Here is a 19,784-nt window from a genome sequence, read left to right as displayed (position 1 = left end):
GCGTGCGCTCCGCATAGGGGATGGTCCGAAAGGAACAATCAGGACCAATTCCGTCCAGTCTAACGGCGGCGCGGCATGAAAAAGGGCGCGACAGAATGCCGCGCCCACATTTTTTGTAAGGTTATTTATTTCGCCAACCGCTTCAACGAGTCCTCGACATACTGGTTGGTGTAGGTCTTGGACAGGTCGATGGACGCCGCCGCCACCGCCGGATCGAACGCCTTCAACACCGTCAAGGCCGCCTGGGCGCCATCCTGGGTGAAACGACCGTCGGGCGAGTAGGTCGGTTTGGAATGCTCGAACGCCTGGGCGTAGAGCGTCTTGTTGCCGAGGAAATACTCCTCCGGCAGCACTTTCAGGACGTCTTCGGTGCTGGCCTTGTTCAGCCACAGCATGGTCTTCACGAAGATGTCGGACAGGGCTTGCGTGGTTTTCGGGTTGGCTTTGATGAAGGCCGCCGTGGTGTAGAGCACCGCCGCCGGGTACGGCCCGCCATAGACGTCCAGCGTGCCCTTTTCGGTGCGGGTGTCGGCGATGATGGCGATGTCGCCGTCGGCCTCGGCTTGGCTGATGACCGGATCCAGATTGGAAATGGCGTCGATGTCGCCACGCTTGATCGCCGCCACCGCGCTGGGGCCGCCGCCGACGCCGATGATCGACACGTCGTCCGGCTTCATCCCTTCCTTGGCCAGCAGATAATTGACCATGAAGTTGGTGGAGGAGCCGGGAGCGGTGACGCCGATCTTCTTGCCCTTCAGATCCTTGATCGAGGCGATGGTCCCGGCCTTTTTGACCGAGGCCAGAACGATGCCGGGGTAGCGGCCCAACTGGGTCACGCCGACGATGCTCTGCCCCTTGGCCTGCATCTGGATGGTGTGGTCATAGGCGCCGGTCACGACGTCCGCCGAGCCGCCGACCAACGCTTGCAGGCTCTTGGCCCCGCCGCCGAAATCGCTGATTTCGACGTCCAAGCCCGCCTCTTTGAAATAGCCCAGCCGTTCGGCCAGGGTCAGCGGCAAATAATAGAGCAGCGGCTTGCCGCCGACGGCGATCTTCAACTCTTTCTTTTCCAGCGCTTGCGCGTTGGCCGAACCGACCGCGCCCAAAGCCAAGGTCAAGGCGACGGTTGTGGCGGCGGCGGCGATCAAAGTCCTGAAGCCCATGGGGCGATCCTCCCGACAATCAACGTTAATGGGTGGTTTGCGCCTCTTGCGGGCGCCAATGCAGCAGACGTTTTTCAACGACCGTCACCGCCGAATCGATGGCCACGACGAAGATGGTCAGCACCAGCATGCCGGAAAACACGCCGACCGTGTCGAACACGCCTTCGGCCTGATGGATGCGGTAGCCAAGACCGGCGGACGATCCCAGATACTCCCCGACCACCGCGCCGACCATGGCGAAGCCGACGGCGGTGTGCAGGGAGGAGAACACCCAGGACAGGGCCGAGGGCAGATAGACATGACGGAACAGGTGGCGGGAGTTGGCCCCCAGCATGCGGGCGTTGGCCAGCACCACCGGGCTGACCTCCTTCACCCCCTGGTAGACGTTGAAGAAGACGATGAAGAAGACCAGCGTCACCCCCAACGCCACCTTGGACCAGATGCCCAGTCCCAGCCACAGGGCGAAGATCGGGGCCAGCACCACGCGCGGCAGGGCGTTGACCGCCTTGATGTAGGGGTCGAAGACAACCGAGACCAGCGGCGCGCGGGCGAACCAAAAGCCGAAGGCGATGCCCGACGCCGTGCCGATGACGAAGGCCAGCGCCGTTTCCAGCAGCGTGATTCCCAAATGATACCAGATGACGCCGGAGGCGAAGTCCTTGACCGTGCGCTCCAGCACCGCCAGCGGCGTGCCGAAGAAAAAGGGGCTGAGCAGATTGGTGGTCACGGTCAGGACGTGCCACAGCAGGAAGAAGCCGACCAGAACCGCAACCTGCAACAGCAGGATGACGGGACGGCTCGGCAGGCGCTTGGCGTGGGATCTCATGATGTCGTCACCGCAGCTTGGTCTGGGCGTAGCCCTTCAGCACTTCGTCGCGCAACTGGCCCCAAATCTCTTTGTGCAGCGCCAGGAACTGCGGGGTCATGCGGATTTCCGCCACGTCGCGCGGGCGGTCCAGGGTAATTTTGTACTCGCCGATCAACCGCGATCCCGGCCCCGCCGACAGCACCAGCACCCGATCGGACATGGCGATGGCCTCCTCCAGATCATGGGTGATGAAGACCACCGATTTGCGATCCGCCGCCCACAGGTCAAGCAGTTCGTTTTCCATCATCTGCCGGGTCTGGATGTCGAGCGCCGAAAACGGCTCGTCCATCAAAATGATCTTGGGATCGACGATCAATGTTTGGGCGAGCGCCACCCGCTTGCGCATCCCGCCGGACAATTGATGAGGGAAGCGGTCACCGAAGCCGTCCAACCCGACCCGCGCCAACCACGGCCCGGCGCGGTCCAGCGCTTCGCGCTTGGGAACCCCGCGAAACTCCAGCCCGGCGGCGACATTCTCCAGCGCCGATTTCCAGGGCATCAACGCTTCGGCCTGGAACATGTAACCGGCCAGCGGGTTGATCCCCGTCACCGGCTGGCCAAAGCTCAACGCCCGGCCCTCGCTGGGCCGCAGCAGCCCGGCGGCGACGTTCAGCAACGTGGATTTCCCGCTGCCGGTCGGCCCAACAATCGAAACGAACTCGCCATCCGCCACCGTGAAACTGGCGTTCTGCACGGCGGTGTAGGTGCGCCCGCGCCCGTCGGGGGATGGAAAGGTGCAGGTCACGCCCTCCAAACAGAGAGCGGGCGCCGTCGCGGCGGCCTCGGCCATGGGTGGAACGTCCTTCCTTGCTGGGTGCGCGTCATGCGGGCCGTCATACTGGCCGATGCGACGCGCCGGAGCAACATGGTCCGTATGACTCACAATCGCTGAGCTGCCCTGCTCCGCCCCGCCTCATGCCACGTTGCGGCTGTTTGTCATACCGGAGTAGAGTGGATGAGAAAACAAAGGCAACCCACGGCGAGAGGGGCAGCATGACGGGCCGATCAACCCGCCGGATGGCGCTTTCGGTCGCTTGGTCGTTGTGTTTTCTGGTGATCGCCGGGATCATCGGCGGATCCTGCGCAAGAGCGGCCATCACCGTCAAGGTTGGCGCCTATGAATTTCCGCCCTACGTGGAGGAAACCGGACCCAGCGTCACTCAAGCGTTTCTTGATCTGTTGAACTCCAGCCAAAATGAATTTCGGTTTGAGTTGGTCGCAACCTCCCCGCAACGGCGTTACGAGGATTTGGAACAGGGCCGTTTCGACGTGATCGCCTTTGAGAGCTTGACCTGGGGCTGGCGGAATCGCCCGGTTGACGCCACCCGCGTGTATTTGCGCGACGCCGAGGTGTTTGTCGCCAAGGCGGGGCCGGGCGTCGACCAGTCCTTTTTCGACAGGCTGGACGGCAAAACGATTCTCGGTCGGCTTGGTTATCATTACGCCTTCGCCAACTTCAACGCCGACCCGAAGGCCCTGGAAACGGGCTACGGCGCCCGCGTGACGGTCACGCATGAGGGGAATGTGCGCAACGTCGCGGCTGGCCGCGCCACGCTCGCCATCGTCACCCGCTCCTTCCTCACCCGCTTTCTGAAATCAGACCCGGACCTTGCGCGCAAGATTCTGGTCTCCAACCGCGTCGATCAAATTTACGAACACACCATCCTGGTCCGGCGCGGCGCGCCTGTCACCGTCGTCTGGCTGAACGCGCTGCTGGACCGTCTTGACGCCGCCGGGAAACTGAACGCCCTGTGGAACAGCACCGGGATCGCCAACGGCGAGATGGCGCGATGAAGCCCAGCCGCCGCCTCGCCCCCTTTTGGCGTGGAGAGTCGCTGCTGGCGCGCGTCAGCGCCACCATGCTGATCGCCACCGTCACCATTGGCCTGCTGGCGGTCGCCCTGTCGGCCCGCATCGTCGGCGAACAACGCCATCAGGATTTGCTGCGCCGCGCCGAACTGGTGGCGGCCACCCAGGCGGACGCGCTCAGCGGTCCTGTGTGGGAGCTGGACAACCGCAGCATTCAAGGCACCATCAACGCCCTTCTGGCCCGTGACCCGGCGATCCGCAGCATCGCCGTGTTCGAGGCGAATCACCCCACGCCGCTGGCGCGCGCCGCGTCCCCCGCGTCGCTCAACGATTCGACAAGCCCGTTGCGGATCGAGCGCCCGATTGTTCTGCGCAGCCGCGAGGGAAACACGGAAACCGTCGGCCGTCTGGAGATCGCCTATTCAACCGCCGAAGTGTGGCAGGCGACGTTGGACGCCCTGTTTCCGGTGGTCGGGCTGTTGCTGCTGTCGCTGCTGGCCGCCATTGGCTTGCTGGGCGTCACGCTGAACCGGATCATCCTGCGCCCGCTGCGCCGTCTGACCCAATTGGCCCGCGCCATGGCGCGTGGCGACTATGGCGCCCGTATGGACAGCGCGCGCGGCGACGAAATCGGCGTGCTGGCCGAAAGCTTCAACCGCATGGCGGAAACCGTTCAGGAGCACACGCAAACCCTGGAAACCCGCGTTCAGGAACGGACGGAGGCGCTGGCCGCCACCAACCGCGCCATCATGGACAGCATCAACTACGCCCAATTGATCCAATCCTCCATTCTGCCGACCCAGGAAAGTCTGAACGCCGGGTTGACCGAACACGCCGTCCTGTGGCGCCCGCGCGACGTGGTCAGCGGTGATTTTTATCTGTGCCGCCAGACCGCCAACGGATTCGTCATCGCGGTGGCTGATTGCACGGGCCATGGCGTGCCGGGCGCTTTCATGACGATGACCGCCAGCGCCATGTTGAACAACGCTCTCGACCAGTTGGGAGCGGAAGATCCAGCGGCGATCCTGGCCGCCGTGGACAGCAAGGTCCGAACCACCCTGAACCAGGAAGGCGAGGCGCGCACCCTGGTCCAGCACTTTGACAACGGCCTGGATCTCGCCATCTGCCATGTTGTCCCGAATGAAAACCGCCTGACCTTCGCCAGCGCCCGCATTCCCTTGCTGATCGTCACCGACGAAGGCGTCACGGAATTGCGCGGGGATCGGGAAAGCCTGGGCTACCGACGGCTCACCGCCTCGCCGGTTATCGGCTTCACCAACCACAGCGTCACCTTGCGATCCGGCCAAAGTTTTTTTCTGGCGACCGATGGGTTGACCGATCAAAACGGCGGCGATCTTGGCCGACGCTTTGGCAAACAGCGTCTGCGCGACGAACTGATCCGCAACCAGGGCAAGCCGCTCGACCTTGTGAAAGCGACTCTGGAACGAACTCTCGACGGCTTCCAAAACGGGCGGGGGCAGCGCGACGACATCACGCTGTTCGGATTCCGCGTGCGTTTGCCGGATTGAGACGCGGTGAAACGCGACTCACGCCATAAACTCGCAAGGCCAGCGTTTTAAAACTGGCCTATGCTTCAAAAATATTGGCCGTCATGGCATCTTGCATCGGCCCGCTTGCACAATTCGCATGTTTTGATGCAAGAACATTCTAGAGTATGCTCCGTTCGGTCCGGCGGCAGAAGGAAACGAGAGTATGGCGACGCCAACGATCATCGTGGTCGAAGATGAAAACTCCTTACGATCCGACATGGTCGAATATCTTGAAAATTGCGGATTTGACGCGGTTGGCGCGCGCGACGGCGCCGAACTCGACAGGTTGTTGAGCCAACGGGCGGCGTCCGTCATCATTCTTGACGTAAACCTGCCCGACGAGGATGGATTCAAGATCGCCGCACGGTTGCGCGATGGTCATGGCGTCGGCATCATCATGGTGACGGCGCGCGGCACAACGGTTGACCGCGTGGTTGGGCTGGAAATCGGGGCCGACGCCTATCTGGTGAAACCGGTTGAACTGCGAGAGTTGGAAGCCCAGGTCAAATCCTTGCTGCGCCGCCTGAGCGAGCACAACGCTGAACAATCAGCCTCCCCTTGCGGCCCCGCCTCGCCGTCGGACGGCGTCGGGGAACCAAGCGAAGAGGCTCGCTGGACGCTCGACCCGACCGAATGGGCGTTGACCAGCCCCGCTGGAATCCGCATTGGCCTGACCAGCATGGAAATGAAGCTGACCAGCCTGTTGGCCGGACAGGCGCGCAAACCGGCGACGCGCGATCAAATTTCCCAAGCGCTCTACAATCGACGCTGGAATCCCGAAGACCGCTCCATCGACACCGTGGTCGGCCGCCTGCGCCACAAGGTTGAGGCGACCATCGGCGGCGCGGCGCCGCTGAAGTCCGTCCATGGCGTCGGTTATGTCTTCTCGGCGCCCGTGCGCATTCTGGGTGGAACCGCCTGAACGAAGATCCGCTTCGTCGTCAGTCCTGCTCCGGCGTCTGCTGTGGAAACAGCAGGACGAAGCGGGTTCCCTGATCGACGGCGCTCTCCACCGTAATGCTCCCCTTCAGGGCGCCAACCACCAGATTGTGGACGATGTGCAGCCCCAATCCGCTGCCGCCATGCCCCCGACGGGTGGTGAAGAAGGGTTCAAACACCCGCGCCCGGTTTTCCTCCGTCATGCCCTGGCCATTGTCGGAAAAGCGCAAACGAATCCAACCAGAGTCAGGTTGCTCAACCTCAATCGCCATCAGCCCAACCCGCCCATTCGGAAAGGCGTGGGTCAGTGCGTTCATCACCAGATTCGCCAAAATCTGCGACAGAACTCCGGGATAACCGTCCAATTCCACATCGGGCGGGCAGAGCACCGACACTCTGTGCCCAAGCGGGCGCAATTTGGGCTGTAAACTGACCAGCGTTTCCTGAATGTAGGTGGCCAGATTGAACCGCCGACGCTCCGCGCTGGCTCGATCCACCGCCACTTGCTTGAAACCGGCGATGAGCTGGGCCGCGCGTTGGCAATTGGCCAAAATGAGATCGGTGGTGTCGCCAGCGGTCGCCAGATAACGGGAAAAATCGCCCCGGCTCACCGCCCCTTCATCCGACAGACGTTTCAACCGCGCGGTCGCGTCGGCCAGATGCGAGGCGCAGGACACGGCGATGCCTACCGGCGTGTTGATCTCATGAGCGACCCCGGCCACCAGCGCGCCCAGCGAGGCCAGCTTCTCCGCCTGGATGATGGCCTCTTGCGCTTCGCGCAAATGCTCCAGCGCGGTTTCCGCCTCAAGCCGCCGACGCTCCAATTCCTGGTTGGCGGTTCCAAGCTGCGCTTGAAGCCGGTCGCTGACGCGGACCAGACGACGTTGTTCCCGTGTGCTGCGCTGAAAGGCGTCCACCAGCGCCTCAAAATCACTCACGCAGTCGGGCGCGACGACCGCCAAAGCCTCCCCCAGCGCACGGGCCTTCTCAATGGCCTGTTCTTCGGCTGCGAAGAGATTGAATTTCATCCGATGGCGCCGCTGGGAACGCTGCGGAGAGAAAAGGTGACGTAACGCAAATCTTCGGAAAAATCCTCGCCCAACTCGCGCATAGACTCGTCATTCTCTTCGTAACACCAGGACACGGACACAGGACGGCCAAGCTTCGCCACAGCTTCCAGCATTTGAAAAATGTTCATCAAAACTTTGGCGCTGGAGCTGTTGAAATAAAGAAGCTCCATGTCAAAGCGGATCGGGCGATGATTGGATTCGGCCAGATAGGCGCGCAGCTCGGTGAAGATCGGACCAAAGAAGGTGGCCACATCGTCGGGATAGGATTCGCCATGCAACCGCAAATGCCCGGCGGCGAAATCAAAGGCCACGCCCGGCGTGCGCCCGGTGGCGGGAATGTTGAGAGAGTCCATTGCTGTTCGCTTATGTCCTGCTGCGGTCGTCAGATTCGGACCTTGAGGCAAAAAAAGCTCCGCTCAGCGTCCATCACGTCAAAATCATAATCGATGGGTTCGCTGGCACGCCGCGCAATCTCAATCAAGCCGATGGTCGCCCCCCGGCTGCCATCCTCCGGTTCTTCACGCAGTTGTTCGCGGTAGTAGGTCTTGATCCCCTCGCGGTCCAAACTGCGCAGATGATCCAAACGCTCGCGCAGACGCGGAACATCGGCGTTGTGAACGGTGTTGCCACAGACGATGAAGACCTTGTTCCGCTCCATGCCAATCGTCACCATCCCAGCGCTCAATTCAATCGCGCGCGTGGTCGCGCCCGTAACCTTTTCCGCCGAATAGCGGATGATGTTCTGCATCTGCTCAACAAAGACGGCGAACACCCGCCGCACCGTCGGCGCGTCGGTTTCCTCCAGCGTCATCTTTTCCCGCAGGGCTTCCCCCAAAGAATAGAGTATCCCTTCGGATAAATACCCGCTGAACGAGAACACAATGCCTTTTTCGTCAAGGTCGCGTTTGATCGCTGCGTATTGTTGAGCAAGCATGGCCAACGCTTTCAGAAGCGAATGAGAGGCGGAGACGTCGATACCCGCTCAACGTCATCGCGCAACCTGAAAAAATATGTCATTTCCCTTGGAAAAGAGCCATACGATTCGCGAGGCTTCGCCTCCACCTAGGCCATCACCGGCAGGATGACGCGAAAGCTTGATCCAACTCCTGGCGTGCTGTCCACAGCGACGGCGCCGCCATGCAAATGGACGATTTGTTGCACCGTGTGCAGGCCGATGCCGGTGCCCGGCACGCCGACCGCGCTGGATCCTCGGAAAAAACGCTCAAACAGCCGGGGAATTTCACAGTTGGGAATGCCGCGCCCCTGATCGACGACGTCAATCACCGCCATCGCCCCATCCATGTTGCCGCGCAAGGTGATGGCGCTGCCGGAGTTTGAATATTTGACCGCGTTGGTGATGAGGTTCGCCAAAACCAGCCCGATGAGATGGGCGTCCACATCGGCCCGTTCTGGCAACGCGCCAAGATCAAAATCGAAGCGGCGGTCTGGATAGGCGACCTGAAATGGATTGGCCACGGTCAGGATCAAGGCCGCCAAATCAACCGGTCCACGCTCCAGCACCAGGGCGTTGCTTTGCAAACGCTCGTCAGCGAGATGAAAGTCGATCAACCCGGTCAGGCGTTGGACGCTGCCCCGGATGACCGAAAGCCGTTCCAGCATGTCCGGCCCCGCCTGCTCGGCCCGCATCGCCAGAAGTTGGGCGGCGCTGTCGATGATCGCCAAGGGGGTGCGGAACTCATGACTGACCATGCCAAGAAACTGGCTTTGGTTCTCCTTGACCCCAAGCTCGCGCTCCAGCGCCCGCTCAGCCCGCTCCTTCGCCAGAATCAACGCCCGCTGGTTGGTTGCGAGTTCCGCCGTCCGCATTTCAACCCGCTGTTCCAACGAGCGGTTCAGCGTGATGAGTTCTTCATACAGACACACATTGTCAAAACCGATGGCCACGCGGTTGCAGAACAGTTCCAACAAGCGGTGTTCGTCGGCGGTGAAGGGTTCGGCCCGTTCCAACACCAAAATCGTCTTGCCATGCTCACGCGTGCGGAAGACCAGAACGCAATGCCCGCCGCCATAAAGATTCTGGTGTGATTGATAGGCCGTCTCGATGGCCGAGGCCAAAGCCGGTGACAAGGCCTCGGCGATGGACAGCCCGACGGCGCGGGTGTGGCGACCGATTCCCGCCACCACCACGGTGTGCGGCAGGCCATCCCCCCGCTCCGTCTGGCGACAGGCCAGAATCGCCGGGACGCTGCCGGGATCGACGACGTGGGACAATTGCTCCACCAGTCTTTCGACAAAGGCCCGCATTGAGCGCAGTTCAAACAACGAGGCCGAGGCGTTGAGAATGCGCTCCAACCCCAGCCGGTTCCGCTCAATGGTCACAATGTCGCGCCACGCCCGCAGGGCGCTGACCAACGTCGTGAACAGACGTTGAGCCGTCAATTCGCTCTTCGCTTTGTAATCATTGATGTCATAGCCAACGATCACGTCGCGTTCGGGCGCCTGCCCCGGTTGGCCGGTGCGCAAAATGATCCGCATCCGCCGGTTTGCCAGATCATCGCGAATGTAACGAACCAACCGAAGCCCGGCATCCTCGGTTTCCATCACCACGTCGAGCAACGCCACCGGCAGATCAGGCCGCTCGGCCAGAATGATTCGCGCCTCCGCCGCCGACAAGGCGCCGACCACCTCGAACGGACGACCATCGAAATCAAAATCACGCAACAGCACCGCCGTCATGGCGTGAACCTGCGGATCATCGTCAACAACCAGAATCGGCCAAGGCTCTCCGCTTGGGCGCGCCGGACGTTCCGCCGCCATGTCGTCGGCGTCGTTCCCGAACAGAGGCTCGTCGTCCCACGCCATCTTTGCAACCGCCCTTTCAAGCCTTGACCATCCCGCCCGCCGCAATGGACACACGGTCTGAAGCAGGGAGTCGATGGTAGCATTTCCTCAGGCGCGGCGATCTCCGATGTTGAGATTGCTTCAATTTGTTACAAATTACCGTTCTTTGTTTCCCAATGGCGTGAATTCTCGCCATTCAGGCGTTTCGCGACGCGACCGCGATTTGTATAGTTTGACCTGCAAGGCCTCTCGTCAAATTGTTGTTGGCGCAAACAATTTTCAAGCGAGGCCCGGTCCTTCTTCTTTTACGGATGGTGGCCGAATGCCTCCGACCCAAGATGTTTTTGGTATGGCGGTTCTGCTTCTTGGCCTCACCGCTCTTGGATTGTCGGTGATCTTCGAGGCGTCCCGGTTGAGCGCCGTGGCTGGACGGCTGGCGCTGCTCCGTCGCCGCGCCCAATCTCGCCAACGCGAAAAGCTTGAGTTGAAGCTCCGCTTGGACAGCGGCGAGACCGAGATCGCCGCCAAACAGATGAAGCTGGACGCAATGATGGCCGAACGGTCGCGAATCATCGCCGCCACCACCGCGTTGAAGCTGTCAAAAATCGAAATGGTCCATGAGATCGGCGAACCCGAAAGCGGGATGGCGTTGTTTCAAGGCGACCTGCGAACAATCCCAGAGCAGAGCCGCGCCGACCAGCGCCGCATCGTGTTCGCCAAGGAAATTTGGGAACGCAGCAACATCGCTCATGTCTGGGCGGAAACGCCGGAATCGGCGATGGCGGCGATCCAACGCGCCTTCACGGCCCGGTCGGGCATCGTCGCCTCCCGATTGCAGAGGGCCGCGCCGCCAAAGATCGCAGGCCCGACAAGCGACAGCGGCCCGGTCGCCGCCCCCACGCCCCCCGCAACCACTCCCGCCACGCCAGTTCTGCGAGCGCCCGCAACAGCGTCCAGCGCCGCCGCCGCCGCCACCACGGTGGTCCAAGCCGCATGACCGCTCTGTTTCTCTACGCCGCCGTGCTCTTCATGGTCGGCAGCGTTCTGGTCAACCGCATTGGTCAGCGCCGGATGGCCGCCGCGCGCAAAAGCCTGACGGAGGAGGAAAACGCGCTGACGTCGCTGGAGCGTGAGATCGTCGAGCACGCTCAAAAGCTGAACCAAATCCAAGAACGTGAAACCACCTTGGACGATCAACTTCACAGCGCGCGTCTTGCCGTTGAGCATCTGACGGAAAAATTTGACGAGGCTCGCGCCGCGCCCGTTGAACGTTACTATATCTTTGATCGACTGGACGCCCGTCCGGGCAGCATCTGGTCGCTTGAGGTCCGCCGCGCCGACGACGCGGGCAACTTGCGGATGGCGGCGGCTTGGCCGATGCCCCGCACGTATCTGATCGTCGCCTCCACCCCGCGTGAGGCGGTTGACCGGGCCGTGCAGCGTTTTCCCCGCAACCAGGGCTTCGAGATCGGCAACGCGGTCCCGTGCCACCTGTTCAAATCAAAACGCTCAAGCGCGGAAGACAGCGCTGCTTGAACGGGACTCACGCTTTCTCGCTCTTGCCGCGCTTGCCCGCCGCTGAGGTGATCGGGGCGGTGAGGACGGGCGGCTCCTCCGCCGTCTTTGGCAGTTTTTCCGCGATGCCAAACATCATGGCGCGCCGCCGCATCTCGGCCATCACCTCGTCAGGGGAAATCTCCAGATCGGCCAGCAGAACCACCAGATTGTAGAGCAAATCCGCCGATTCCATGACCACGGCGCCACGGTCGCCGCGCATGGCGTCAATCGCCACCTCGATGGCCTCTTCGCCGACCTTGCGAGCCATGCGGGCGCGGCCCTGGGCCATAAGCTTGGCCGTGCGCGATCCCTCCGGCGCCGACAGCGGATCACGCCGCAACGCCTGGATCGCGTCGTACAGGGCGCTAAGCGGGTCCGTGCCAGACAATGCCATCATATTTTAGAAGTTGTGACGCCCGAGGCGTTTGTCAAGCTCCACTCATCATCGGTTGTGGAATCAGACGTTGCCGCGCACATCCTCGACCATGGTTTCCAGGCGGGATACGTCGCGCACCACCAAAGCGTCGGCGCGACGCTCCACCAGACCGTCGCGCGACAGATCGCTCAGCACACGGGCGACGGTTTCGCGTGTGGTGCTGACGCGGGCGGCGATGTCGGAATGGACGGGAATCGGCGCGATCACCGATATCTTGCCTTCGATTCGCCCCCGCTTGGCCAGCCGCAACAGCTCGGCGTGCACCCGGTTGTTGGCCCCCAGAGTGGACAGCTCCATGATGCGGTCGGTGGCGACGCGCAGTTTGCCGCTCAACCGCAACAGCATCGCCATGGCCAAAGAGGGATGACCGGCGACCAAATCCTGGAATGGGCGCGGGCCGAGAAAAGCGATCAAGGTTCCCTCGCGCAGCGCCACCACGGAGGCGGAACGGGGACGCCCATCCAGCGCCGACATTTCGCCGACGAACTCCCCGGCGTCGATGTCGTCAAAGCTGATTTCCCGCCCACCGGCGGAATGACTCAACACCCGGACTCGCCCCTCGACGACGAAAGCGACGTCGCTGGTTTCCGCCCAATGGTCGATCAACTGCTCGTCCAGGCCAAAGCGACGCCAGCGGCATTGCCGCACCACCGCCGCCCGCTGCTCCGCCGACAGGGCGCGCAACAGATGAATGCGGTCAAGCGCGTCAGCCGGGGCGATCTCGGAATGGGTGGACACGGCGGCGGCAGACCTTTGGATCGGAAGCGGTGCGTTTTCCAGCGCAGGATAACCCGCTCCGCGCCGTAGGGGAAAGAGGCGTGACCCCAATTTGCCCGCGCGTTTTCGCAAGCGCGGTGGTTGAGCCGCAACGCGCCTTGCATCACTATGGCCGCAAAGGGATTTTCGACGGGTGGGTCAGCGTGGACAGGAAAACCGTGAGCAAGAACGCCAAGGACGGTCACAACAAGGCGCATGAGCCGCCGCGCCATCGCCGGGAACGAATCGGTCTGATCGGTCGGTTGCGCGCCTATTTTCTGGCCGGCATTCTGGTGACGGCGCCGATCGCCATCACCATCTACATCGCCTGGTGGTTTCTGTCCTTCATCGACGGGAACATCCGTCCGTTGATTCCATCAGCTTACAACCCAGAGAATTATCTTCCCTTCTCAATTCCGGGAATCGGGGTTCTGACCGTCATCGTCGCGGTCACGCTCATCGGCGCCTTCACCGCCGGTTATGTCGGGCGCTTGATGCTGGGCCTGGGCGAAAGCGTGGTGGAGCGGATGCCGGTCGTCCGTTCGGTCTACAGCGCGGTGAAGCAGATTTTTGAAACGGTGCTCGCCAAAAAATCCAACGCCTTCCGCGAGGTCGTGGTGCTGCAATACCCACGCCCCGGCGTCTGGTCGCTGGGCTTCATCACCGGCGCCGCCCACCCGGAGGTGGAGCAGGTCTGCGCCCACGACACCCATGGGGAAGAGATGGTGAACGTCTTCATCCCCTGCGCGCCCCCCACCACCGGCTTTCTGGTGATGGCCCCGCGTCACGAGGTGAAGGTGTTGAACATCACGGTCGAGGATGGGTTGAAAATGGTGATGTCCGGCGGCATCGTCGTTCCGCCCGACCGCCGCCCCAGCGCCATGACGTCCGAGTCCTCGCCCGCGACCATCAGCCCGACCGCAGCGTCTTAGCCGCCGCGTCGCGTTCAAACAGATACAGCAGAGTCCGCAGCGCCTGCCCGCGCGGCGTCGCCAATTCAGGATCGCGGTCCACGATCAGCTTGGCGTCGTCGCGGGCCGCCGCCAGCAACTCGCCATGCACGGCCAAATCAGCCAATCGGAAGCCCGGCAGACCCGATTGCCGGGTGCCAAGCACCTCGCCCGCCCCGCGCAGCCGCAAATCCTCTTCGGCGATGACGAAGCCGTCTTCGGTGTCGCGCAGAGTCTTCAAGCGGGACCGCGCGGTTTCCGTCAAATGCGGGTCGAACAGCAACAGGCAGGTGGACGGCTTCTCGCCCCGCCCGACCCGTCCGCGCAATTGGTGAAGCTGGGCCAAGCCGAATCGTTCCGCGTGCTCGATCACCATCACCGTGGCTTCCGGCACGTTGACGCCCACCTCGATCACCGTGGTGGCGACCAGCACGTCGAGCGCGCCCTCGGCGAAGGCGGCCATCACCGCGTCCTTGTCGGGGCCGCGCATCTTGCCATGCACCAGCCCGACCCGGTCGCCGAAGCTGGCGCTGAGAAAGGCGTGGCGCTCCGTCGCGGCGGCGAGGTCGATCTGTTCGGATTCATCGACCAGCGGGCAGACCCAATAGACCCGCGCGCCCTCCTGCACCTTGCGGCGAACGCCGTGGACAATCTCCTCCAGACGGTCCAGGGCGATGGTGACGGTCTGCACCGGCTTGCGCCCGGCGGGCTTTTCCATCAGGCGCGACACGTCCATGTCGCCATAGGCGGTCAGGGTCAGGGTGCGCGGGATCGGCGTCGCCGTCATCACCAGCACGTCCACCGCCCGCCCCTTGGCCGACAGTTGCAAACGCTGGTGAACGCCGAAACGGTGCTGCTCGTCGATCACCGCCAGCGCCAAATCCTTGAAGGCCACATCCTCCTGAAACAGCGCGTGGGTTCCGACCAGCAGCGGCAATTCGCCCGACGCCAGCCTATCGAGAACCGCCTGGCGCCCCTTGCCCTTGTCGCGCCCGGTCAGCAGGCCGATTTCGACGCCCGCCGCCTTGCACAGCGGGGCGAGGCTCTCGGCATGCTGGCGGGCCAGGATTTCGGTGGGGGCCATCAGGGCGGCCTGCCCGCCCGCCTCCACCGCGTTCAGCATGGCGAGCAGCGCCACCACGGTCTTGCCGCTGCCGACGTCGCCTTGCAGAAGCCGCAGCATCCGGGCGTCCGCCGCCATGTCGGCGTAAATCTCCTCCAGCGCCGTGCTTTGCGAGCCGGTCAGCGCGAAGGGCAAGGCGACCAGCGCCTTGCCCCGCAGGCTTCCATCGCCCTGGGTGACGCGCCCGACCAAGCGCCGCTGGCTGGAGCGCACCAGCATCAGGGCCAACTGGTTGGCGAGAAGCTCGTCATACGCCAAGCGGCTGCGGATCGCCGAGGTCGGGGCGAGGTCGGCCTCATCCTCCGGCGTGTGGGCGCGCTTCAGGGCGTCGGGCCAGCTCGGCCATTGGCGGCGGGCCAACCAGGCCGGATCCTGCCATTCAGCCAGAGCCGGGATGTCGGCGAAGGCGGCGCGCACCGCCTTGCGCAGGGTTTTGGCCGGAAGACCGGCGGTCATCGGGTAGACCGGCTCCACCGTTTCGATCTCGTCGCGGGCTTCCAGCGGCACGACGGCGTCGGGGTGGGAGATTTGCGGGGTGTCGTTGAACCATTCGACCTTGCCCGACACCACCATGGTGGAGCCGACCGGGATCTGTTTGGCCAGCCAATCGCCCTTGACGTGGAAATAGACCAGTTCCAGCACGCCGGTGTCGTCGGTGCAGCGGATGCGGTAGGGATGGCGCGGGTTGACCGGGGCGACGTGCGAATCGACGCGCACCGTCAGCGTGGCGATCCGCCCGTTCGGCGCCTGCGCGATCTTCGGTGAAAAGCGGCGGTCAATCACCCCGCAGGGCAGATGCCACAGCAGATCGACGACATGGCCGCCCGCCAGCTTTTCCACCAGCTTGCCCAGACGGGGACCGAGGCCGGGAAGCGCCGTGACCGGCTTGAACAAAGGAAACAGGATGGCTGGGCGCACGGGCGGCACGGTCTCGCAAGGTCAACGGACCTCAGAAAGCCGCGCGGGGAGCGGCTCGTCAAGACCAGGATTCGCAAAAGAAAAAGAAGGGGGGCGGAGCGCGCCGGGACCGGCGGCGACAGTCGGGGGCAACCAAGGCCGTGTTGGCCGCGTCACGCTCCGCCAAAGGGCGCCGTCCGGTGGGGGTGCTGGGGAACCGGACGGGCTGAAGTTTGGTGGCAGGGGAACCACCGGGAGAGACATCAGAAAACGCACTGTGGAAGACGCACTGTGAAGACGCTGCTTTCGGTGTGACGGGGCCGGTTCTGGGGGGAAGTCGAAGCGCCCCCGTCACAGGATGAACAGTAACCGCGCCCGCCTGAACCCTGTCTGTCGGCTGGATGAAATCCGGTTCATGAAACAAGCGGTTGCGGCATTCCCACCGCGCCCTCGCCGCTGCGCCGCTGCGCCGCCGCCGCCAGCCGGTACAGCTCGTCGCCGTCCAGAATGATGACGATCCGCCCGTCGTTCAGCAGCGACACGCCGCCCACCCCCGGCACCTCGGCCAGACCGGGATGACTTTCCCGCACGAACAGGTCGCCGCGCCGCAGCAGCTTGTCGATTTCCAGCCCGATCCGACGGTCGCCCTGGCGCAGCACGACGATCAAGCGTTGCCCCTCGCCCACCGGCGGCCAATCGCCGCTGGCCGGAAAGCCCAGCGCGTCGGCCAGCCGAACCACCGGCAGCACCCGGTTGCGGCGCAGCACCGTCCAGCGCCCGGACACCACATGGAAGGCGTCGGCGGCGAAGCCGCACACCTCTTCGACGAAACGGTCGGGAATCGCCAACACCTGATCGCCGACCTGAAGCAGCAGGGTGCGCAGGATCGCCGCCGACAGGGGCAGGTCGATGGCGAAAGCGGTGCCCGCCCCTTCCCGCGAGCGGGTGGCGACGCTGCCGCCCAACCGGGTGATGGCGTTGCGCACCACATCCATGCCGACGCCGCGCCCGGACGTCTCCGTAACGCTGTCCGCCGTTGAGAATCCCGAGGCGAAGATGAACTCACGCACCGATTCGGGGGAGAGACGATGGCTCTCCTCCTCCCCGATCAGGCCGTTGCGGACGGCCTTGGCGCGCACCGCTTCGGTGGAGATGCCCCGGCCATCGTCAGCGATCTCCACCACGACGCGGCTGTTGCGCTGGACCGCGCGCAGGCTGAGCGTCGCCTGGGCCGGTTTCCCGGCGGCCTCGCGCTCGGCGGGAGATTCCACGCCATGGTCGATGGCGTTGCGCACCATGTGCATCAACGGATCATAGAGCGTTTCGACCATGCTCTTGTCGATGCGGACGTCGCCGCCGTCCAGCGTGAAGCGAACCGTCTTGCCTTGCACGCGGGCCAGTTCGCGCACCACGCGGGGAAACTGGTTGAACAGGGTGTCGATGGGCACGACCCGCAGATCGAGCGCGGATTCGCGCAAGCGGTCCACCGACCGGCTGAGTTGGGCGTCGAGGTCCGACAGCGCGCGCCGGTGATGCTCGACCGCCTCCTGCACGGCGCGCAGTTCGGGATCGCCCGCCCCCAGCCGCTCCGTCAAGGCCGCCAGCGCCTGTTCCAGCCGCAGATCGTTGGCGACGCCGTTCAACTCGCCCGACAGCAGAACCATGCCGTCGATGCGCGCCATGAAGCGGTCCACCACCTCCCCCGGCACCCGCAGCACCCCGCCGCCGGGCGCGGTCGGCGCGCGTGGAGAGGCTGGCGACGAAGGCGGCAGGACGGGCGGCAGGACGGGCGGTTGAGTTGCGGGAGACGGCGCGGCGGCGGTCGTCGCGGGGACCGGATGGATCATCGTCGGCGCGGGCGCGGCGACTGGCGGCGCGTCGATCTCACCCGTCGCGTCGGGCGCTGACGATTCGCCCGGCTCATCCTCCACGCTCGGCGCGCAACGGCGGATGTGGAGACACTGCCCACTGGGGTCGATGGCGGACAGCGCGTCGCGCAGCGCGTCGAAGTCCTGCGCCGACGCGACCAGCACCCGCAACCACGTCTTGCCGTCGATGAACTCCGGCCAATTGGTGATCGCCCGCACCTTGCTCCCCAACCAGGAAACAAAGCCGGAGGCCACCTCGGCGGAGGTTTCCAGAAAGGCCGTGACCTCGTACAGCGTCACGGTCGGGTCGGCGACCGCCGCGCGCAAATCCGCCGCGCTGTCCGGCGACAGGAAACGCAACAGCCCGGCATCCAGGCCAAAAGCGGTCAACTCCTCAACGGTGAAGGGCCGTCGCGCCTCGGCGGCGGCGGACGCGGCGTCGACGAAACGGCGCAAGCGCCCCTCCAGCGCGGCGGCGGCGGCGGCGTCCAGATCCTCCGGCGGGTCGAGCGTCGCCTGATGGGCCAGCCCCGCCATCATCGCCCGGCCATCGTTGAGCAGACCCGGCCACTCCTCATGCCCCAGCGGGGCCGCCCGCCGGGTCACGTCGGCGATCACCCGCAACAGGGCGGCGGCGCGGGGCAGCGCCAGAATGTCCAGCGTCGCCGCCAGCCGGTCGAGCAACCCGGCGAGTTCCTCCCCAGCCGCCGCCGGGTCGGCCATCAGCTCCAACGCGCGGGCGGTTCCCCGCGCCAGCGCCTGGGCGTTGTGATCGGCCAGCAGGGTCGCCAGGATCGCCGATCCGGCGTCGCGCCCGGACAACCGCCCGACCCGCGCGCTGGCCAGCGTCACCGCCTGCAACTCCCGCAGAATCGCGTCGGGGTCGCGCGCCGCCAAACCGGCGCGAAAGCGGCGGAAGACGTCGGCGAAAGGCAGGAAGTTCAAGCGCTCGCAGGCGATTTCCAACCGTTCGGCGGCATCGTCCACGCTGCGGAAACCATCGGCGTCCAGCGCCGCCAGATCCAGCGCGCGGGTCAGAGTCGCCATGCCGTCGTGCAGCAGGCCGACGAACAGAGTCAGCAGTTTTTCATTGTCGTGCAGGCGGGTCGGCGGCTTGACCGGCGCGGTCGTCGCCTTGGCCGCCGCCGCTTCGCCCGCCCCGCCCAAAGCGTCCAGGCGGGCCAAAAGGTCGGGGTCGGCCTTGCCGTCCCGCCGCTCCCGAACCGCCAGATCGGCCAGACCGCGCAGCGCGTCCAACGCCTCCAACAGCGGATCGCCAACCGCCCCGGTCAGGGCCAGCGCGCCGCCGCGCACCCGCCCCAAGATGGTTTCGGCGCGATGGGCCACCGCCTCCATCGCGAACAGATCCATCGCCCGCGCCGCGCCCTTCAGCGAGTGGAAGGAGCGGAACAGCGCGGCCACGCGCTCCGCGCCGCCATTCTCGCAGGAGCCATCCTCGCCAGAACTGGCCGACAGCAGTTTTTCGATGGCGTCGAAATGCTCGCCCGCCTCGACGCCGAACTGCCGCCACAGGGTTTCGATCAGTTCGCTCATGCCCCGGCCCGTTCCGTCGTGGTTAGGAGCGAACCGGCAAACCGGCGGCCCGGCGGATGGCGACGACGATGTCGTGCCCCTTTTTATGGGCCAGATCGAGGCTCATCGTGCCGGACGGCTTGGCGATGATCTCCACCGCGCCCAGCGCGCGGGCCTCGTTCGCTTCGGGCGATCCGACCTGGGCGACCGAGGAAATGATGATGACCTTGGCGCGCGACATCAGGGACAGATGCTCCATCACCTCCAGCCCCGACATTTCCGGCATCTCGATGTCGAGCAGCACGATGTCGGGCTTCAGCGACTTGACCATCTCCAAGGCCACCTTGCCGTTCTCCGCCGCGCCGACCAGATCGAGATCCTCGTCGGAGCGCACGATGTCGCCAATGATGGTGCGCATCAGCACCGAATCATCGACCAGCAGGATCGTAGGCTTCGCCATCAA

At 64.3% G+C, this 19,784-nt stretch carries 18 protein-coding genes; 6 read left to right on the top strand and 12 right to left on the bottom strand.

Annotated elements, in window-relative coordinates; genetic code table 11:
• Positions 1-125: 125 nt before the first annotated feature.
• From ACODS4_RS15445 to ACODS4_RS15435, 3 genes are read right to left on the bottom strand one after another with little or no spacing between them, the layout of a single operon-like run.
• A complete protein-coding gene (locus tag ACODS4_RS15445; RefSeq protein WP_488865126.1) occupies positions 126-1,163 on the bottom strand; it encodes an ABC transporter substrate-binding protein in 1,038 nt (345 codons plus the stop codon).
• 25 nt (positions 1,164-1,188) lie between these two features.
• Positions 1,189-1,989, bottom strand: coding sequence for an ABC transporter permease (locus ACODS4_RS15440; RefSeq protein WP_488865124.1), 801 nt, complete (start codon positions 1,987-1,989; stop codon positions 1,189-1,191).
• 7 nt (positions 1,990-1,996) lie between these two features.
• The gene (locus ACODS4_RS15435) at positions 1,997-2,821 is read right to left on the bottom strand and encodes an ABC transporter ATP-binding protein (RefSeq protein ID WP_488865122.1); all 825 of its coding nucleotides are present in this window, start codon (positions 2,819-2,821) and stop codon (positions 1,997-1,999) included.
• A gap of 203 nt (positions 2,822-3,024) precedes the next feature.
• On the opposite strand from ACODS4_RS15435, the gene ACODS4_RS15430 reads away from it, so the two are divergent.
• The 3 genes from ACODS4_RS15430 to ACODS4_RS15420 all read left to right on the top strand — a co-directional run bounded on the left by ACODS4_RS15430 (position 3,025) and on the right by ACODS4_RS15420 (position 6,312).
• Positions 3,025-3,825 (top strand): substrate-binding periplasmic protein, encoded by an 801-nt coding sequence (locus ACODS4_RS15430; protein ID WP_488865119.1) that lies wholly within the window; start codon positions 3,025-3,027, stop codon positions 3,823-3,825.
• A complete protein-coding gene (locus ACODS4_RS15425) occupies positions 3,822-5,369 on the top strand; it encodes a SpoIIE family protein phosphatase (protein ID WP_488865117.1) in 1,548 nt (515 codons plus the stop codon). Before ACODS4_RS15430 ends, ACODS4_RS15425 begins: the two co-directional genes overlap by 4 nt.
• A 184-nt stretch (positions 5,370-5,553) precedes the next feature.
• On the top strand, positions 5,554-6,312 hold the full coding sequence (locus ACODS4_RS15420) for a response regulator transcription factor (protein WP_488865115.1): 759 nt from the start codon (positions 5,554-5,556) through the stop codon (positions 6,310-6,312).
• A gap of 19 nt (positions 6,313-6,331) precedes the next feature.
• On the opposite strand, the gene ACODS4_RS15415 is transcribed toward ACODS4_RS15420, so the two are convergent.
• The 4 genes from ACODS4_RS15415 to ACODS4_RS15400 all read right to left on the bottom strand — a co-directional run bounded on the left by ACODS4_RS15415 (position 6,332) and on the right by ACODS4_RS15400 (position 10,222).
• Positions 6,332-7,357, bottom strand: a complete 1,026-nt coding sequence (locus ACODS4_RS15415; RefSeq protein WP_488865113.1) for a sensor histidine kinase — start codon at positions 7,355-7,357, stop codon at positions 6,332-6,334.
• A complete protein-coding gene (locus tag ACODS4_RS15410) occupies positions 7,354-7,752 on the bottom strand; it encodes a DUF1987 domain-containing protein (protein ID WP_488865111.1) in 399 nt (132 codons plus the stop codon). Before ACODS4_RS15410 ends, ACODS4_RS15415 begins: the two co-directional genes overlap by 4 nt.
• A 29-nt stretch (positions 7,753-7,781) precedes the next feature.
• Positions 7,782-8,333, bottom strand: a complete 552-nt coding sequence (locus ACODS4_RS15405) for a SiaB family protein kinase (protein WP_488865283.1) — start codon at positions 8,331-8,333, stop codon at positions 7,782-7,784.
• A gap of 128 nt (positions 8,334-8,461) precedes the next feature.
• Positions 8,462-10,222 carry an ATP-binding response regulator gene (locus ACODS4_RS15400; protein WP_488865109.1) on the bottom strand — a complete coding sequence of 587 codons (1,761 nt, stop codon included), beginning with the start codon at positions 10,220-10,222 and terminating at the stop codon, positions 8,462-8,464.
• 328 nt (positions 10,223-10,550) lie between these two features.
• On the opposite strand from ACODS4_RS15400, the gene ACODS4_RS15395 reads away from it, so the two are divergent.
• Positions 10,551-11,198 carry a hypothetical protein gene (locus ACODS4_RS15395; RefSeq protein WP_488865107.1) on the top strand — a complete coding sequence of 216 codons (648 nt, stop codon included), beginning with the start codon at positions 10,551-10,553 and terminating at the stop codon, positions 11,196-11,198.
• Entirely contained in the window at positions 11,195-11,737 is a 543-nt protein-coding gene (locus tag ACODS4_RS15390) for a hypothetical protein (protein WP_488865105.1), read from the top strand. Before ACODS4_RS15395 ends, ACODS4_RS15390 begins: the two co-directional genes overlap by 4 nt.
• 7 nt (positions 11,738-11,744) lie before the next feature.
• On the opposite strand, the gene hisE is transcribed toward ACODS4_RS15390, so the two are convergent.
• Both hisE and ACODS4_RS15380 read right to left on the bottom strand, forming a co-directional pair.
• The gene (hisE, locus tag ACODS4_RS15385) at positions 11,745-12,155 is read right to left on the bottom strand and encodes a phosphoribosyl-ATP diphosphatase (protein ID WP_488865103.1); all 411 of its coding nucleotides are present in this window, start codon (positions 12,153-12,155) and stop codon (positions 11,745-11,747) included.
• Between the two features lie 60 nt (positions 12,156-12,215).
• Entirely contained in the window at positions 12,216-12,932 is a 717-nt protein-coding gene (locus ACODS4_RS15380) for a Crp/Fnr family transcriptional regulator (RefSeq protein WP_488865101.1), read from the bottom strand.
• A 197-nt stretch (positions 12,933-13,129) separates the two neighbouring features.
• Between ACODS4_RS15380 and ACODS4_RS15375 the strand changes: the two genes are divergently transcribed.
• Entirely contained in the window at positions 13,130-13,882 is a 753-nt protein-coding gene (locus ACODS4_RS15375; RefSeq protein WP_488865099.1) for a DUF502 domain-containing protein, read from the top strand.
• On the opposite strand, the gene recG is transcribed toward ACODS4_RS15375, so the two are convergent.
• From recG to ACODS4_RS15360, 3 genes are all read right to left on the bottom strand, one after another.
• A complete protein-coding gene (gene recG / locus ACODS4_RS15370) occupies positions 13,860-15,941 on the bottom strand; it encodes an ATP-dependent DNA helicase RecG (protein ID WP_488865097.1) in 2,082 nt (693 codons plus the stop codon). The two genes, ACODS4_RS15375 and recG, sit on opposite strands and share 23 nt — an antisense overlap.
• Before the next feature lie 392 nt (positions 15,942-16,333).
• The gene (locus tag ACODS4_RS15365; RefSeq protein ID WP_488865095.1) at positions 16,334-19,342 is read right to left on the bottom strand and encodes a chemotaxis protein CheA; all 3,009 of its coding nucleotides are present in this window, start codon (positions 19,340-19,342) and stop codon (positions 16,334-16,336) included.
• 22 nt (positions 19,343-19,364) lie between these two features.
• Complete coding sequence (locus tag ACODS4_RS15360) at positions 19,365-19,781, bottom strand: response regulator (protein ID WP_298372502.1); 417 nt, start codon at positions 19,779-19,781, stop codon at positions 19,365-19,367.
• Positions 19,782-19,784 lie beyond the last annotated feature (3 nt).

This window comes from Azospirillum sp. FG154, assembly GCF_057809575.1.
The sequence above is the reverse complement of the archived record's forward strand: the minus strand, read 5'-3'. Positions and strand labels throughout refer to the sequence as shown.